Here is a 16,842-nt window from a genome sequence, read left to right on the forward strand (position 1 = left end):
CCCATGTCGATCTGTCTGAACGATTGCCGCTCTGGCGATTTCTGCTTGCGTAATGAGAGGGCGTGACCATGGCTGATCCGCGTTTCATCCACCTGAGGGTGCACTCCGACTTCTCCATGGTCGACGGCCTGCAGAAGATCGGTCCCATCGTCTCGGCCGCCGCCGCCAACAACATGCCGGCCCTGGCCCTGACGGACCAGATGAACATGTGCGGCCTGGTGCGCTTCTACGGCTCTGCCCACGGCAAGGGGATCAAGCCCATCGTCGGGGCGGATTTCTGGGTGCAGAGCGACGAGCTCGGGGACGAGCAGTTCCGTCTCACCCTGCTGGCCATGGACAACGACGGCTACCAGAACATCACCCTGCTCATCTCCCGGGGCTATCAGCGTGGCCACGTGCAGGGCCGCCCCGTCATCGACAAGGCCTGGCTGGGCGAGCACGCCAAAGGGGTGATCGTCCTCTCCGGCGGCCGCGAGGGGGACGTGGGCAAGTTCCTGCTCAAGGGCAACCGCCAGATGGTGGAGCAGTGCCTCGCCTTCTACCAGACCCACTTCCCCGATGCCTACTACCTGGAGCTGCTGCGTACCGGTCGCCCGGACGAGGAGGTCTACCTCCATATGGCGGTCGCCCTGGCGACCGAGTTCGAGGTGCCCGTGGTGGCCACGAACGAGGTGGTGTTCCTCGGTGCCGACGACTTCGACGCCCACGAGATCCGGGTTGCCATCCACGACGGCTACACCCTGATGGACAAGCGCCGTCCGCGCCGCTACAGCCCGCAGCAGTACCTGCGCAGCCAGGAGGAGATGTGCGAGCTGTTCGCCGACATCCCGGAGGCCCTGGAGAACACGGTGGAGATCGCCAAGCGCTGCAACGTGACGGTGCGCCTGGGCGAATACTTCCTGCCGAACTTCCCCACCGGTGACATGACCACCGAAGACTTCCTGGTGATGAAGTCAAAAGAGGGCTTGGAGGACAGGCTCGCCTTCCTGTTCCCGGATCCCGCGGTGCGGGCCGAGCGCCGCCCCGAGTATGACGAGCGTCTCGACATCGAGCTCAAGGTGATCAACCAGATGGGCTTCCCGGGTTACTTCCTCATCGTGATGGAGTTTATCCAGTGGTCCAAGGACAACGGCATCCCGGTCGGTCCGGGCCGGGGTTCGGGGGCGGGGTCGCTCGTGGCCTACGCCCTCAAGATCACCGATCTGGACCCGCTGGAATTTGACCTGCTGTTCGAACGCTTCCTGAACCCCGAGCGGGTCTCCATGCCCGACTTCGACGTCGACTTCTGCATGGACAGGCGGGACGAGGTGATCGAGCACGTCTCCGAGATGTACGGCCGGGAGGCTGTCTCCCAGATCATCACCTTCGGCAGCATGGCGGCCAAGGCGGTGGTGCGGGACGTGGGAAGGGTGCTGGGCCACGCCTACGGCTTCGTCGATCGCATCTCCAAGCTCATTCCGCCCGACCCTGGCATGACGCTCGCCAAGGCGTTCGAGGTCGAGCCCAAGCTGCCGGAGCTCTACGAGCAGGACGAGGAGGTCAAGGACCTCATCGACATGGCGAAGAGGCTGGAAGGGGTGGTGCGCAACGCCGGCAAGCACGCCGGTGGCGTGGTCATCGCCCCCACCAGGATCACCGACTTCGCGCCCCTCTATTGCGATGACGAGGGTCACCACCCGGTCACCCAGTTCGACAAGAACGACGTGGAATACGCGGGTCTGGTGAAGTTCGACTTCCTGGGGCTGCGCACCCTGACCATCATCGACTGGGCCCTCGGCATGATTAACCCGCGTCTCGCCAAAGAGGGCAAGCCGCCGGTCGACATCGCCGCCATCCCCATCGACGACAAAAAGTCGTTCGCGCTCTTGCAGCGCTACGAGACGACGGCGGTGTTCCAGCTCGAATCCCGCGGCATGAAGGACCTCATCAAGCGGCTGCAGCCCGACTGCTTCGAAGACATGATCGCCCTGGTGGCTCTGTTCCGGCCGGGCCCGCTCCAGTCCGGCATGGTGGACAACTTCATCGACCGCAAGCACGGCAACGAGGCCATCTCCTACCCGGACGAGAAGTGGCAGCACGAGAGCCTCAAACCCATACTCGAGCCCACCTACGGCATCATCCTCTACCAGGAGCAGGTGATGCAGATCGCCCAGACCCTGGCGGGCTACACGCTCGGCGGCGCGGACATGCTGCGCCGGGCCATGGGCAAGAAGAAACCCGAGGAGATGGCCAAGCAGCGGGCCGGCTTCGAGGAGGGGGCCGTCAAGAACGGGGTCGACGGCGAGCTGGCGATGAAGATCTTCGATCTGGTGGAGAAGTTCGCGGGCTATGGCTTCAACAAGTCCCACTCCGCCGCCTATGCGCTGGTCTCCTACCAGACGCTCTGGCTCAAGACCCACTTCCCGGCGGAGTTCATGGCGGCGGTGATGACCGCCGACATGGACAACACCGACAAGATAGTGACCCTGGTGGACGAGTGTCAGCGCATGGGGCTGACCGTGATACCGCCGGACGTCAACACCGGCCGCTACCGTTTCAGCGTCAACGAGGACGGCCACATCGTCTACGGCATCGGCGCGGTGAAGGGGGTGGGCGAGGGCCCCATCGAGGCGATCCTGGAGGCGCGGGATCGGGACGGCCCCTTCCGGGATCTGTTCGACTTCTGCAACCGGGTCGACATCAAGAAGCTCAACAAGCGGGTGATGGAGAAGCTGATCCTCTCCGGCGCCATGGACCGCCTCGGCCCCCACCGCGCCGCCCTGATGGCGACCCTGGAGGAGGCGATGCGCGCCGCCGAGCAGCACGCCAAGGCGCAGGCGGTGGGCCAGGTCGACATGTTCGGCGTGCTCACCGAGGAGATCGACGACGTCAAGAAGGCGTTCGCCAACGTGCCCCACTGGCCCGACAAGGTGTGGCTGGAAGGGGAGCGGGAGACCCTCGGGCTCTACCTGACCGGTCACCCCATCAACCAGTACAGCAGCGAACTGCGGCGCTACACCTCGGGCCGGCTGTGCGATCTGCATCCCACCTCCCGCGATACCGTGACCACGGCGGCGGGGCTGGTGATCGCGGCGCGCAGCATGGTGACCAAGCGCGGCAACAAGATGGGGATCTTCACCCTGGACGACAGATCCGGCCGTCTGGATGTGACCCTCTTCAGTGAAGCGCTGGAAAAATACGAAGAATTGATGCAAAAAGACCGTATTTTAGTGGTTTCTGGACAGGTCAGCTTTGATGACTTCTCCGGTGGCCTTAAAATGTCGGCCCGCGAATTGCTGGATATCAACGATGCGAGGGAGCGTTTCGCCAGGGCGATCCGGATTTCCCTCGATGAACAACGCATTGACGAGCGCTTTTTCCCGCGTTTGTGCGAGATTTTGGAGCCCGCCCGTGCCGGAGTCTGTCCGGTTCAGGTAAACTATCGTCGCCCCGGCTCCCGGGTGCGATTGACGCTCGGTACCGAGTGGCGGGTGACGCCCACCGATCAACTGATAGATGACTTGCGAGTCCTGCTTGGACGAGAGCGGGTTGAATTGGTTTTTGATTAGAGGATCTATTGTCCCTATGAGTCTTTTTCTGGATTTTGAACAGCCGATCGCCGAATTGCAGGCACAGATCGATGAACTTCGCCATGTGAGCGAGCACAACAGTGCCGTGGATCTCAGCGAGGATATTCGTCGGCTGGAGAAGAAAAACGAAGAGCTGACCAAGAAGATCTTCGGCGATCTGGGGGCCTGGCAGGTGTCCCAGATGGCGCGTCATCCCCAGCGCCCCTACACCCTCGACTACATCGAGCACATCTTCACCGACTTCGACGAGCTGGCCGGGGATCGCGCCTATGCGGATGACAAGGCCATCGTCGGCGGCATCGCCCGCCTCGACGGCGAGCCCGTGATGATCATCGGCCACCAGAAGGGCCGCGAGACCAAGGAGAAGATCAAGCGCAACTTCGGCATGCCGCGCCCGGAAGGGTACCGCAAGGCCCTGCGCCTGATGGAGATGGCCGAGCGCTTCAAGATGCCGATCATCACCTTCATCGACACCCCGGGCGCCTATCCGGGTGTGGGGGCCGAGGAGCGTGGCCAGTCCGAGGCCATCGCCCGCAACCTGAAAGTCATGGCCGGTCTGACCGTGCCCGTGGTCTGCACCGTGATCGGTGAAGGCGGCTCCGGCGGCGCCCTGGCCATCGGTGTGGGCGACCGCGTCAACATGCTGCAGTACTCCACCTACTCCGTCATCTCGCCGGAAGGCTGCGCCTCCATCCTGTGGAAGAGCGCCGATAAGGCGCCGGTGGCCGCGGACGCCATGGGCATCACCGCCCAGCGCCTGAAGGAGCTGAAGCTCATCGATTCCATCGTGGAAGAGCCCCTCGGCGGCGCTCACCGGGATCTGGAGAAGATGGCGAAGAACCTCAAGACCCGCATCAAGCAGGACCTCGACGCCCTGCGCCCGCTGGACAGCGAGCAGCTGCTGGAGCAGCGCTACCAGCGTCTGCTGGGTTACGGCTACTGCTAAGCCGTTTCTTCCCGAACGAGACCAAGAGGCCCCCGCTCCGTCGGGGGCCTTTTTGTTGCCGGCAATCCAGGCTCATAGGACTACCGCCTCGGCGGTGAGCCCACCAAAAACCCCTGCGGGATCAAGGCCGCGGCGATTAATCGGCGAAAAAAGTGGGATCCGGCTCCCGTTTTGCTTACAGTGCCCTCCTTTCGCTCCCCGGAGCGAAATGCCCGCAAGGATGCGCCCCAGACGTCGGCAGGCTGGCCCCGCCAGGCTGACTCGCAGAACGCATCATCGCCCCGGCTGTATCGCTTCCCCGTGTCTCTGCGTCCTCGGCTCCTGCCCGTCACTCTCATCGTCACCGTCTTCATCTGCAGTGAGTGAAACATGAGCGAATCGGTTTTTGAGATCCATGACTGGACCCTGAGGGTCGACGACAACATGCTGTGTCGCCCCGAGCGCGAGGTCTACCTCGAGCCCAGGCTGGTCAACCTGCTGCACTTCCTGGCGAGCCACGCCGGCACCGTATTCTGTCGCGACACCCTGATCGACGAGGTGTGGGACGGCGCCGAGGTGACCGATCAGGTGGTCACCCAGTCCATCTTCGAGCTGCGCAAGATCCTGAAAGATGGCCGTCCCGATGCGGCCGACTACATCGCCACCGTCCCCAAGCGCGGCTACAAGCTGGTGGCGCCGGTGCGCCCGTTGCAGGCGGAGTCGGTGCAGTCCGCGTCCGAGGCGGAGGCTCCCGAGGCCGAACCGCCGGTGGAGGCAGACGCTCTGGCCCCCGGTGCGGCCCCCTTCCCGGCGGGCCCCCTGACCCGCGCCATCTCGACCCGGGCCAGGGACGGGCAAAGCCGCCGGCGGATGATCGGGTTCGACATCTTCGTGGCCTTGCTGCTGGTGACCCTGGTCAGCCTGCTCGGCTACCAGCACACCAGCCCCAGCGTGCACGGCATGCTGGATCCCGAGCTGCTGGTGTTTCGCTTCCACACCGGCATGGACGGCAGCAATGAGAACGTGCGCCTCGCCGACGGCATCACCCGCGCCCTGATGGGGGAGGTGGCCGCCGCCACGCCGCTGCGGGTGCAGTACGGCGCCAATACCCTGGTGGGGGGGATACGGCCAGGCAAGGAGCTGAGCGTGCGGGTCTCCCGCCAGCCGGGGGGCACCTACCTGGATCTGGAATACCGCAACATCAACACCAACCGGGTGCTGTTCAGCCACCAGTACCGGCTCAGCCGCCACAACGTGCACGAGGTGCTAGAGGCCAGCAGCCTGGATCTGCTGCGGGTGCTGGAGCGGCCGGACGCCACGCCCGGGGTGGGCTGGCCCACGGATGACGGGGCGCTGATGGCGCTGATGGAGGCCCACTACTACACCAACAAGCAGGATCAGGTGGCCCTCGGGCGCGGCGTCGAGCTGCTCGACGGGTCGCTGGCGGCCCAGCCGGATCAGCCGCTGCTGCTGGCGGAGCGCTACCTGGCGGGGGAGGCGCTGGCCACCCTGGCCGGGAAGCCCCAGAGCGAGCGGGTGCAGGCGATCGGCTCCCATCTGGCCCGGATCGCGGGGGAGCAGGCCGGCTTGCCGGCCCGGGTATGGGAGGCCCTGGCCCTGCAGGCCATTCTGGGTGGCCAGCCGCAGGAGGCACAGCGTCAGCTGGCCCGGGCCGCCGAGCGGGGGCGCACCGTGCTCTATCACATCTTGCGCGGCAAGCTGGCGGAGCTGGACGGCCGCCCCGAGGCGGCGGGAGACGCCTACAGCCAGGCCTTCCTGATGGAGGCGACCGAGCAGACCTATCTGCTGTGCCAGCGCCTCGGCTTCTACAGCAATATGGAGGCCCTGGCGCCGGCGCTGTTCAACAGCCTGGGTCAGAGCAAGGTGAAGCTGTTCTAGCTGGAGCCAACGCCAGCGCCTCGGTTTCTACGACAGGATGGAGGCCCTGGTGCCGGCGCTGTTCAACAGCCTGGGTCAGAGCAAGGTGAAGCTGTTCTAGCTGGGGCCAACGCCAGCGTCTTGCCGAACGCGGGGCTGCCTGCGGGCAGCCCCGGCGACATCCGGCTTCTCCCTGCCGACTCGCTCCCACCAAAGGCATCTTCCCTCCTTCTCTTCCAGATCCGCTCAATCCCTCCAACCTTCCCGACCGCCATGTCCCCCCGCTTTTGCCAGTCCCGCCGACTCACCGGTTTTGCCTCGGTGCGCGGGTCAAGGCCGGAGACTGGGGCCCGAGCGAGGCAGGTTGGGGACAAGGGGAGGTGGATCCGGGCAGAGAGGGGCCGAAAAGATATCAAGGGATGTTCAGGGGCTCTGGCAAGGAGTATCAGGGCGCCATAGGGGTGGGGTGGGGATATCAGGGTTTTATCAAGGCGGCTGGGCTGCATGTCGTCAATGTGCTGTTTTTAAAAAGGTTTTAAGTCAATCTCCTGGAGGGGAAAGAAATTTCCCTCATGATTTTATCCCTGAGCGGGTCCTTATGTTTTCCGGGGCGCGGGGGCCTAGTCTGTGGCCATTCGCTGGCGGCCCGTCCGCCATTGTCACGACTCGCCCCTTTATCGACCCGGAGAGCTTATGCCCCTAGATTCGAGCAAGAAGATCGGCCTCATCGCCTGTACAGGTGTGGTGGCCGGCAACATGATGGGGAGCGGCATCGCGCTGCTGCCCTCGGCCCTGGCCACCATCGGCTCCATCTCCCTGTTCAGCTGGGCCATCTGCCTGGTGGGCGCCATGGGGCTGGCCTTCGTGTTCGCCCGCCTCGCCACCAAGAACCCGCAGGAGGGCGGCCCCATCGCCTACGCCGGCGAGATCTCCCCCGTGTTCGGCTTCCAGACCGGCGTGCTCTACTACCACGCGAACTGGATAGGCAACCTGGCCATCGCCATCACCGGCGTCTCCTACCTCTCGGTCTTCTTCCCCATCCTCAACGACCCCATTCCGGCGGCCCTGGCCACCATAGCGGCGGTCTGGATCTTCACCTTCGTCAACCTGCTGGGCGGCAGCTGGGTGAGCCGGCTCTGTACTCTGGGACTGGTGCTGATCCTGCTGCCGGTCGTCGGTACTGCCGTGATGGGGTGGGGCCATTTTGATGCCGCCGTCTACAGCCAGAACTGGAACACCACCAGCGGCAGCGATCTGCATGCGGTCATCAGCGCCGTGCTGATCTGCCTCTGGTCCTTCGTCGGTGTTGAATCTGCCGCCGTCTCCTCCGGCATGGTGAAGAACCCCAAGCGCACCGTACCGCTCGCCACCATGCTGGGTACCGCCATCGCCGGCGTCATCTACATCCTCTCCACCCAGGTGATCGGCGGCATGTTCCCGGCAGGTGAAGTGGCTGCCTCAGGCGCGCCCTTCGCCATGGCGTCGTCCGCCATCTTCGGCGACTGGTCCGCCCCCTTCGTCTCCGCCTTCACCGCCCTGGCCTGCTTCACCTCGCTGGGCTCCTGGATGATGCTGGTGGGGGAGGCGGGCAAGCGCGCCGCCCAGGACGGCAACTTCCCGAAAATCTACGGCGAAGTGGACGAGAACGGCGTCGCCAAGAAGGGGCTGATACTCGGCTCCCTCAAGATGACCGCCCTGATGATCGGCCTGACCGCCTTCACCTCCCAGTCCGCCCACGCCGCCGACTTGTTCAACGTGCTGACCACGGATGCGGTGCTGCTGACCATGCTGCCCTACTTCTACTCCAGCATTAACCTCATTCGCTTCGAGGGCATGACCTCCCGCAGCATGGGCGTCATGATCTTCTCCGGCGTGGCCTGCGTGTTCAGCCTGGTGGCGCTGATGGGGGCCAAGGGCTCCAACCTCACGGCCACCTTCGTGGTGTCGCTCATCATCCTGATGTTCTACGCCAAGAAACAGGGTCTGCGTCAGCACGACTCCCTGCTGAGCGAACAGGCCAGCCACTAATCCTCCCTTTTCCATTCCTGCGCTCTCCACTCCCCATCCCCGATGGAGAGCGCCCCCTTATGTGTGGAGCATCAAGATGAACATCATTGCCATCCTCAACCACCTGGGCGTTTTCTTCAAAGAAGAACCGATTCGCCAGCTGCAAGCCTCCCTCGAGCGCAAGGGCTTCGAGGTCGTCTACCCGGTCGACGTGGCCGATCTGCTGAAACTCATCGAGAAGAACCCCCGCGTCTGCGGCGCCATCTTCGACTGGGACAAATACTCCCTGGGCCTGTGCAAGGAGATCCACGATCGCAACGAGAAGCTGCCGATCTTCGCCTTCGCCAACGACCAGTCCACCCTGGACATTCACCTGACCGACCTGCGTCTGAACGTGCACTTCTTCGAGTACCGTCTCGGCATGGCCGACGACATCGCCCTCAAGATAGGTCAGGCCACCCAGGAGTATCAGGACGCCATCCTGCCGCCCTTCACCAAGGCGCTGTTCAAGTACGTGGAAGAGGGCAAGTACACCTTCTGTACCCCGGGTCACATGGGCGGTACCGCCTTCCAGATGAGCCCGGCCGGCAGCCTCTTCTATGACTTCTACGGCCCGAACGCGTTCAAGGCCGACGTCTCCATCTCCATGCCGGAGCTCGGCTCCCTGCTGGACCACTCGGGTCCGCACAAGGAGGCCGAGGAGTACATCGCCCGTACTTTCAACGCCGATCGCTCCTACATCGTCACCAACGGCACCTCCACCGCCAACAAGATTGTCGGCATGTACTCCGCCCCGGCCGGCAGCACAGTGCTGGTGGACCGCAACTGCCACAAGTCGATCACCCACCTGATGATGATGAACGACGTGACCCCGCTCTACTTCCGTCCGACCCGCAACGCCTACGGCATCCTGGGCGGCATCCCCCGGAGCGAATTCAGCCGCGACACCATAGCCGCCAAGGTGGCCGCGACGCCGGGTGCCCAGGCGCCGCGCTACGCCGTGATCACCAACTCCACCTACGACGGCCTGCTCTACAACACCGGCTTCATCAAGGAGGCGCTGGACACCCCCTACATCCACTTCGACAGTGCCTGGGTGCCCTACACCAACTTCAGCCCGATCTATGAAGGCAAGTGCGGCATGAGCGGCGACGCCATGCCGGGCAAGGTGTTCTACGAGACCCAGTCCACCCACAAGCTGCTGGCGGCCTTCTCCCAGGCCTCGATGATCCACATCAAGGGTGACGTGGAGGAAGAGACCTTCAACGAAGCCTTCATGATGCACACCTCTACCTCGCCGCAGTACGGCATCGTGGCGTCCACCGAGATCTCCGCTGCCATGATGCGTGGCAACACCGGCAAGCGTCTGATCAAGGACTCCATCGATCGCGCCATCTCCTTCCGCAAAGAGATCAAGCGTCTGCGTGATCAGAGCGAAGGCTGGTTCTTCGACGTATGGCAGCCGGACAACATCGACACCGTCGAGTGCTGGAAGCTGGATCCGAAAGATGACTGGCACGGCTTCAAGGACATCGATGACAACCACATGTACCTGGATCCCATCAAGGTCACTCTGCTGACCCCGGGTATGGGTCGTGACGGCCAGCTGCTGGAGAAGGGCATTCCTGCTTCACTGGTCTCCAAGTTCCTGGACGAGCGCGGCATAGTGGTGGAGAAGACCGGCCCTTACAACATGCTGTTCCTCTTCTCCATCGGTATCGATCAGTCCAAGGCGATGCAGCTGCTGCGCGCCCTGACCGAGTTCAAGCGTGGCTATGACCTGAACCTGACCATCAAGAACATACTGCCGAGCCTCTATCGTGAAGATCCGAGCTTCTACGAAGGGATGCGCATTCAGGAGCTGGCCCAGAGCATCCACGATCTGACCTGCAAATACCGTCTGCCGGAGCTGATGTTCAAGGCGTTCGACGTGCTGCCGGAGATGAAGATGACCCCGCATGCTGCATGGCAGCAAGAGCTGGCGGGCAATCTGGAAGAGGTGCCGTTGCGTGACATGGTTGACCGCATCAGCGCCAACATGATCCTGCCGTACCCGCCGGGAGTTCCGTTGGTTCTGCCGGGCGAGATGGTGACCCAGGATTCTCTGCTGGTGCTCGAGTTCCTCGAGATGCTGTGCGAGATCGGGGCCCACTACCCGGGCTTCGAGACCGACATCCACGGCCTCTATCGTCAGGCCGACGGCAGTTACACCGTCAAGGTGCTGCGTTAAGCGAGAGTGACAACAACGGGCCGCGAGGCCCGTTTTTCTATTGGATTCCAGTCATCTGCCATCAGGGACGGATCACCCGGCGAGGGCGCTCGCGACGCTAGCTCGTGTGGCGCGCCAGGGTACCCTCCCGGCGGGCGGGCTGCGACCGGCGACGCCGGCTCAGGGGGGCGCAAGCCAGCCTGAGGCGATGCCACTCCCGCCACAGCAGCCAGCACAGGGGCAGAGTCAGCAGCAGCACCGTGGTGGGCTGGGCCAGCAGCACCCCGTCCCGGCCCCATTGCAGCGGCAGCAGGAAGATGAGCGGCAGCAGCAGCACCGTCTTAGCGACCGAGATCAGCAGCGCCTGGCGGGTGCGGGCCATGGCTTGCAGCAGCATTATGCCGAACATGACGATCCCCTCCAGCGGGATGGCGGCGAGGTTGAGGGTCAGGCTGCGCATGGCCGCGGCCAGCAGCTCGACATCCTGGCTGCCGGTGTAGAGCATGGCGACAGGTTGCGGCAGCAGCTGGATCAGCAGCCAGACCGCCAGACCGTAGAGGAGCGTGATCCTGAGCCCCATTTCCATCAGGAATTTCAGATCGCGGTGGCGACGGGCGCCCGCCGCCTGGCTGACCAGGGGCTGGATGCCAAACGCCAACCCCTGCAGCACCACGATGAACACCGCCTCTGTGTAGCCGGCCACGGTGAAACCCGCCAGATCCTTGACCGAGCCGTGCACCATCAGCTGGCTGTTGTGCAGCATCAGCAAGAGCCCCAGGTTGAACTGGGCGATGAGGCTCGGCAGCCCGGTGAACAGCAGGTTCGGCATGGCCGGGAAGCTGGGGCGCAGCTGGCGCCAGGAGAGGCGCAGGCGGGCATAAGGGGTGAAGAAGTAGCCCAGGCCCAGCAGGCAGACCATCCCCTCGGCCATCAGGGTCGCCTGGGCCGTGCCCGTCAGGCCGAGCCCGAGCCGGCCGACCATGATGTAGTTGAGCAGGATGTTGAGCAGGGCGCCGCCGCTCACCAGCACCATGGCGAGGCGGGGGCGGCCGTCGTTGCGCAGCAGATAGGGCACGGCGAGGTTGCCCGCCAGCAGCAGGGTGCCGCCGCCGATCCAGCCGAGATAGTCGCTGGCCTGCTGCCAGGTGTCGCTGCCCTGCTCAAGGCCGAGGGCCAGCAGGATGTCGATGTGCCAGCGGTGCAGCAGCAGCGGGGCCAGGGCCCCCAGCAGCCCCAGCAGCCAGAGCCCGTTGACCAGCCCCTGACGGGCGAGCGCCGTGTTTCTGGCGCCCTGCTGGAAGGAGATGAGGGTGGCCGCCCCCATGGCGATCATGGCGGCCAGGCCTATCAGCACCATGATGACCGGGTAGACCAGGTTGATGCCGGCGAGGCCCGCGGCCCCCACGTAGTGGCCGACGAAGATGCCGTCCACCAGGTAGTAGGCGCCGGAGACCAGCATGGCGAGGACGGAGGGGAGGGCGTAGCCCCAGAAGCGGCGGGTCATGGCCCGCTGGCGCAGATGGAAGTAGGCGGACATATCTGTTCTCTCGGGGAGTTCGATGCTCGGACAGACAGTCTAAATTATTCTATTTTTACCGATAATCAGGCTTTTCCTTGATGGATTGCTGAGTATTATTCAGTAATCAGTCCGTCCGATGGTGGGCCTTCAGCATGTCGATCAGGGCGCGCAGGCCGCTGCCCAGCTGGTGGCGGCCGGGATAGAAGAGGTTGAAGCCGGCGAAGCTGGGGCTCCAGTCGTCCAGCACGCTCACCAGCCGCCCCGCGGCCAGCGCCTCCCTCACCTCCTCCTCCTGGCAGTAGGCCAGCCCCAGCCCCGCCTCGGCCGCCCCCAGGTAGAGCGCCGGGGTGCTGGTGGTGAGCGGGCCGCTCACCTCTATTTCCAGCAGCTTGTCGTCGGCGGCGAAGGCCCAGCGATAGTGGTGATGGGGAGTGAGGCGATAGCCGATGCAGTCGTGCTGGCTCAGCTCGCTCGGGTGCCGGGGGATGCCCCTGGCCGCCAGATAGGTGGGGGCGCCCACCACCAGGTAGCGCTGCTGGGCCCCGAGGGGCACGGCGATCATCTCCTTGGGCAGCAGATCCCCGTAGAAGAGGGCGGCGTCGAATCCATCCTCGATGAGGCGCGGCATCAGCTCCAGCTCCACCACCTCCACCTGCATGCGCGGGTAGCGCACCAGATAGTCGATCAGTACCGGGGCCAGCAGCTCCTGGATGGCGGCCCTGGGTCCGCAGATCTTGAGGCGGCCGACCGGTTCGTCGCCGTGGCGGGTCAGCTCCTCCAGCGCCCCCTCCAGCTGGGTCAGGGTGGGCAGCAACTGGGCCAGCAGCCGCTGGCCCGCATCGGTGGCCACCACGGCCCGGGTGCTGCGGTTGAGCAGCCGCACCCCCAACCGGTTCTCCAGCCCCTTCAGGCTGTGGCTGAGCGCCGAGGCCGAGACTCCGAGCTCAAGGGCGGCCTTGCTGAAACTCTGGTGGCGGGCGACGGCGGCAAACACCGCCAGTTCGGCGAGATCGGTGCGGGTGATGGTCATCATGGCTCGGCAGGAAGAGGGCGAGTCACAAGGGTACGCCAAGGCGCCGACCCAGACAATCGACCCCGGAGCCGGGCCTTGTAGCGAACTTGTGATCGCGGTAAGTATTGGAATCTATTGAAACAAATTTGAATTGTTAAAAAATACTAACAATCCGGCGCTAAAAATGTGAGCTGACACGATCGAAAGGCGACCAGAGTCAAACTTTGGTTGATTAATTCAAAAAAACACTGTGATTAATTGGGTCATTTAATTAGAGTCAGCGCATCGGATGAGGCGGTCGTTGTCAGTTTGTTAACGACAGAGGGCGCCGCCATCAGGTTCAGGATTTCATGCCGCAGTATGTTGCAATTCGGTTGTCGCGGGACGTGATGGCCCGGTTGCCCTGGCGTGAGAACACAAGAGCAGGGATGAACAGCAGCAGTTCCAGGGATGCGGAACCGGCCAGGTGGCCAAATAAGCAACGAGATTCCACTTTCCTTGATGACAGGATTACCCCTATGTCTGACATGAACATTGCAGTTGAAGGCAGCTTAAGCAACGCCTCCTCCCGTGGCATCAACAAGGCCGACGTGGTCTGGATGCTGGGTCTGTACGGTACCGCCATCGGTGCCGGTGTCCTCTTCCTGCCGATCAACGCAGGCGTCGGTGGTCTGTGGCCGCTGGTGGCCATGCTGATCCTGGCCCTGCCGCTGACCTTCTTCGCCCACCGTGGCCTGACCCGCTTCGTGCTGTCCGGCGCCACCCGTGACGGCGACATCACCGAGGTAGTGGAGGAGCACTTCGGCAAGACCGCGGGCAAGTTCATCACCCTGCTCTACTTCTTCGCCATCTACCCCATCCTGCTGATGTACTCCGTGGCCATCACCAACACGGTCGAGAGCCTGATGGTGCACCAGCTGGGCATGACTGCGCCCCCCCGCGCCATCCTCTCCCTGGTGCTGATCCTGGGTCTGATGGCGATCGTTCGCCTCGGCGGCCAGGTCATCGTCAAGGCGATGAGCGTGCTGGTCTTCCCCTTCGTGATCACCCTGATGGGCCTGGCGGTCTACCTGATCCCGCACTGGAACGGCGCCATCATCACCGAAGCCCCGGCGCTGTCCGACGCCTTCAACGGTGACTTCATCAAGACCCTGTGGCTGGCCATTCCGGTGATGGTGTTCTCCTTCAACCACTCCCCGATCATCTCCTCCTTCGCGGTGGACAACAAAGGCCGCTACGGCGCCAACGCCGAGAAGAAGTGCAGCAACATCCTGCTGGGCGCCCACGTCATGATGGTGATGACAGTGATGTTCTTCGTGTTCAGCTGCGTGTTGAGCCTCTCCCCGGCTGACCTGGCGGCGGCCAAGGAGCAGAACATCTCCATCCTCTCCTACCTGGCCAACCACTTCGACAACCCGGTGATCGCCACCGTGGCACCGCTCATCGCCATGGTCGCCATCAGCAAGTCCTTCCTGGGTCACTACCTGGGGGCGCAAGAGGGCATGAACGGTCTGATGGCCAAGTCCCTGCGCGAGAAGGGCAAGAACGTCGACGTCAAGCAGCTCAACAAGGTGACCGCGATCTTCATGATCCTGACCACCTGGGCCATCGCCACCATCAACCCGAGCATCCTCGGCATGATCGAAGACCTGGGCGGCCCCATCATCGCGATGCTGCTGTTCCTGATGCCGATGTACGCCATCGCCAAGGTGCCCGCCATGCGCAAATACGCCGGCAACCTGAGCAACGGCTTCGTGACTCTCATCGGCCTCATCGCCATGTCCGGCATCATCTACAAGCTGATTGCCTGACGACTCCGGTCAGTCTCGGTGAAAAGGCCGCCTCGATTGAGGCGGCCTTTTTATATGCGCGAAAGCTTAACAAAGCCACGGCAGCGGCCTAACATGGCGGGATGTTTTTCTAGACAGGACAAAAGGATATGTCTGGGTTGAAAAAGGAACTCGGGCTCTGGCAGGGGATGGGGCTGCTCGCCACCTCCCTGCTCGGTACCGGGATCTTCGTGGTACCGGCGGCTGCTGCCTCGCTGGCGGGCGGGGCGTCGCTCTGGGCCTGGCTGCTGCTCATCGTGCTGGTGCTGCCCATCGCCTTCACCTTCGCGCGGCTCGGGCGCCGCTATCCCCACGCCGGCGGGGCGCCCCACCTCATCGGGCTCGCCTTCGGCAACGGCGCCGAGCGCTTCTCCGCCTTCCTGTTTCTGGCGGTGCTGCCGGTGGGGCTGCCCGCCGCCCTCACCATAGCCGCCGGTTTCTGGCACGCCCTGTTCGACATGGGGGAGTGGACCCTCTGGGCCATCCAGCTGCTCACCCTGCTCGGGGTCTTCCTGCTGGGACTCAGGGGGGCGCGCTCCTCCGGCAACCTGCAACTGCTGATCGCCCTGGCGATCCTGGGGCTGACCCTGCTCATCTGGTTCAAGGGGGAGCTCGGCTGGCGCGACGCGGCCCAGCCGTTGCCGGCGGCGAGCGAATGGCCCGCCATGGGCTCGGCGCTGGCGGTGATGTTCTGGTGTTTCGTCGGGCTCGAGGCCTTCGCCCACATGGGGGAGGAGTTCAAGCGGCCGCAGCGGGACTACCCGCTCGCCCTGCTCGGCGGCGTGCTGCTGGCCGGGCTCATCTACTGGATCCACTCCCTGGTGGTGCTGAAATACGGTCTCTACGGGGACGAGGCGACCAACGCCACCGCCATCCCGGCCCTGCTCTCGCTGCTGTTCGGTCCCACCGCCAAGTGGCTGGTGGCGGTGCTTGGCTACCTCTCCTGCTTCGCCAGCATCAACATCTACCTGCAGGGCTTCGCGCGGCTTATCTGGAGCATGGCGCGGGAGGGCAAGCTGCCGGGCGCGATGGCCCGGCTCTCGGCCCGTGGCGCCCCCCTCAACGCCCTGTGCTGGGTGCTCGCCATCTGCCTCGTCTCCATCACCCTGATCCTCTGGCTCAGGCTGCCGCTCGACGCCCTCATCCGCTACGCCAACGGCAACTTCGTGCTGGTCTACCTGCTCTGCATGGCGGCAGGCTGGCGCCTGCTCGGCGGCCTGGGCAAGGGGCTGGCGGGGGTGAGCGCCCTGCTCTGCCTCGCCGTGCTGGTGGCGCTCTCCTCCCAGGTGCTCTATGCGGTGCTGCTAAGCGCAGGCTACGGCGTCTTCTCCCTGTGGCGGCGCCGGCGCCGCCGTACCCCGGGGAGCGATTCGCCCTGCGCCATCAAGTGATGGCCCTAAAGAGAACAAACCCCGCATGGCGGGGTTTGTTCTCTTTGCTGTGGTGCGCGTTCAGTCGCGGGGGGCCTTGAGCGCCTGGATCACATCTTCATCGGGGGCCAGCCCCTCCACGTGGTTGAAGCTCTCCAGCCCCTCCTGGGGATGGATGGTGAAGGCGTCGGCGCTCAGGTAGCTGCCGCTGCCGGCACTCTCGACGATGACGATGAGTTCGGGCTGCTTGTCACCGTTGAGATCCAGCAGTTTCAGCGCCTTGATGCTGCCGTCCCGCGGCAGCACCTTGCCGTCGACGAACTGATCCAGGGGAAACTGGGGGTTGGCACCCGAGTAGAGGCGTACGTCGTAGCTGCCGGTGGAGGCGGGCTCGCCGCGCCCCTCGCTGACGGTGATGACCTGGCCTGCCGGCAGGGTCTGCTGCTGGAAGAACCCGTCTGCCGCCTGGCTGGCCAGGGGCAGGGTGAGCAGACCGAGAGTAAGGTATAAGGCTTTCATGGAGA

At 64.1% G+C, this 16,842-nt stretch carries 10 protein-coding genes; 7 read left to right on the plus strand and 3 right to left on the minus strand.

Annotated elements, in window-relative coordinates:
- The first annotated feature begins 68 nt into the window (after positions 1 to 68).
- The 5 genes from dnaE to AB5Y72_RS07940 all read left to right on the plus strand — a co-directional run bounded on the left by dnaE (position 69) and on the right by AB5Y72_RS07940 (position 10,609).
- Positions 69 to 3,548, plus strand: a complete 3,480-nt coding sequence (gene dnaE / locus AB5Y72_RS07920; protein ID WP_325781905.1) for a DNA polymerase III subunit alpha — start codon at positions 69 to 71, stop codon at positions 3,546 to 3,548.
- 16 nt (positions 3,549 to 3,564) lie between these two features.
- Positions 3,565 to 4,515, plus strand: a complete 951-nt coding sequence (gene accA / locus AB5Y72_RS07925) for an acetyl-CoA carboxylase carboxyl transferase subunit alpha (protein WP_042074697.1) — start codon at positions 3,565 to 3,567, stop codon at positions 4,513 to 4,515.
- Positions 4,516 to 4,884: 369 nt separating this feature from the next.
- Positions 4,885 to 6,393 (plus strand): lysine decarboxylation/transport transcriptional activator CadC, encoded by a 1,509-nt coding sequence (cadC, locus tag AB5Y72_RS07930; protein WP_325781906.1) that lies wholly within the window; start codon positions 4,885 to 4,887, stop codon positions 6,391 to 6,393.
- 672 nt (positions 6,394 to 7,065) lie between these two features.
- Entirely contained in the window at positions 7,066 to 8,400 is a 1,335-nt protein-coding gene (gene cadB / locus AB5Y72_RS07935) for a cadaverine/lysine antiporter (protein WP_325781907.1), read from the plus strand.
- Positions 8,401 to 8,476: 76 nt separating this feature from the next.
- A complete protein-coding gene (locus AB5Y72_RS07940) occupies positions 8,477 to 10,609 on the plus strand; it encodes a lysine decarboxylase CadA (protein ID WP_368198825.1) in 2,133 nt (710 codons plus the stop codon).
- 97 nt (positions 10,610 to 10,706) lie between these two features.
- On the opposite strand, the gene AB5Y72_RS07945 is transcribed toward AB5Y72_RS07940, so the two are convergent.
- A complete protein-coding gene (locus AB5Y72_RS07945; RefSeq protein ID WP_368198827.1) occupies positions 10,707 to 12,125 on the minus strand; it encodes an MATE family efflux transporter in 1,419 nt (472 codons plus the stop codon).
- 106 nt (positions 12,126 to 12,231) lie between these two features.
- The gene (locus AB5Y72_RS07950) at positions 12,232 to 13,137 is read right to left on the minus strand and encodes a LysR family transcriptional regulator (RefSeq protein ID WP_209793903.1); all 906 of its coding nucleotides are present in this window, start codon (positions 13,135 to 13,137) and stop codon (positions 12,232 to 12,234) included.
- A 500-nt stretch (positions 13,138 to 13,637) separates the two neighbouring features.
- Here AB5Y72_RS07950 and AB5Y72_RS07955 point away from each other — a divergent pair, with 500 nt between their 5' ends.
- Positions 13,638 to 14,930 carry an HAAAP family serine/threonine permease gene (locus AB5Y72_RS07955; protein ID WP_042074690.1) on the plus strand — a complete coding sequence of 431 codons (1,293 nt, stop codon included), beginning with the start codon at positions 13,638 to 13,640 and terminating at the stop codon, positions 14,928 to 14,930.
- A gap of 128 nt (positions 14,931 to 15,058) precedes the next feature.
- Entirely contained in the window at positions 15,059 to 16,339 is a 1,281-nt protein-coding gene (gene yjeH, locus AB5Y72_RS07960) for an L-methionine/branched-chain amino acid transporter (RefSeq protein WP_368198828.1), read from the plus strand.
- 60 nt (positions 16,340 to 16,399) lie between these two features.
- Here the strand turns inward: yjeH and AB5Y72_RS07965 are convergent, their stop codons facing one another.
- The gene (locus AB5Y72_RS07965) at positions 16,400 to 16,837 is read right to left on the minus strand and encodes a PliI family lysozyme inhibitor of I-type lysozyme (RefSeq protein ID WP_209793901.1); all 438 of its coding nucleotides are present in this window, start codon (positions 16,835 to 16,837) and stop codon (positions 16,400 to 16,402) included.
- Positions 16,838 to 16,842 lie beyond the last annotated feature (5 nt).

Source organism: Aeromonas sp. R7-4 (assembly GCF_040908055.1).
Taxonomy (GTDB): Bacteria; Pseudomonadota; Gammaproteobacteria; order Enterobacterales; family Aeromonadaceae; genus Aeromonas; species Aeromonas sanarellii.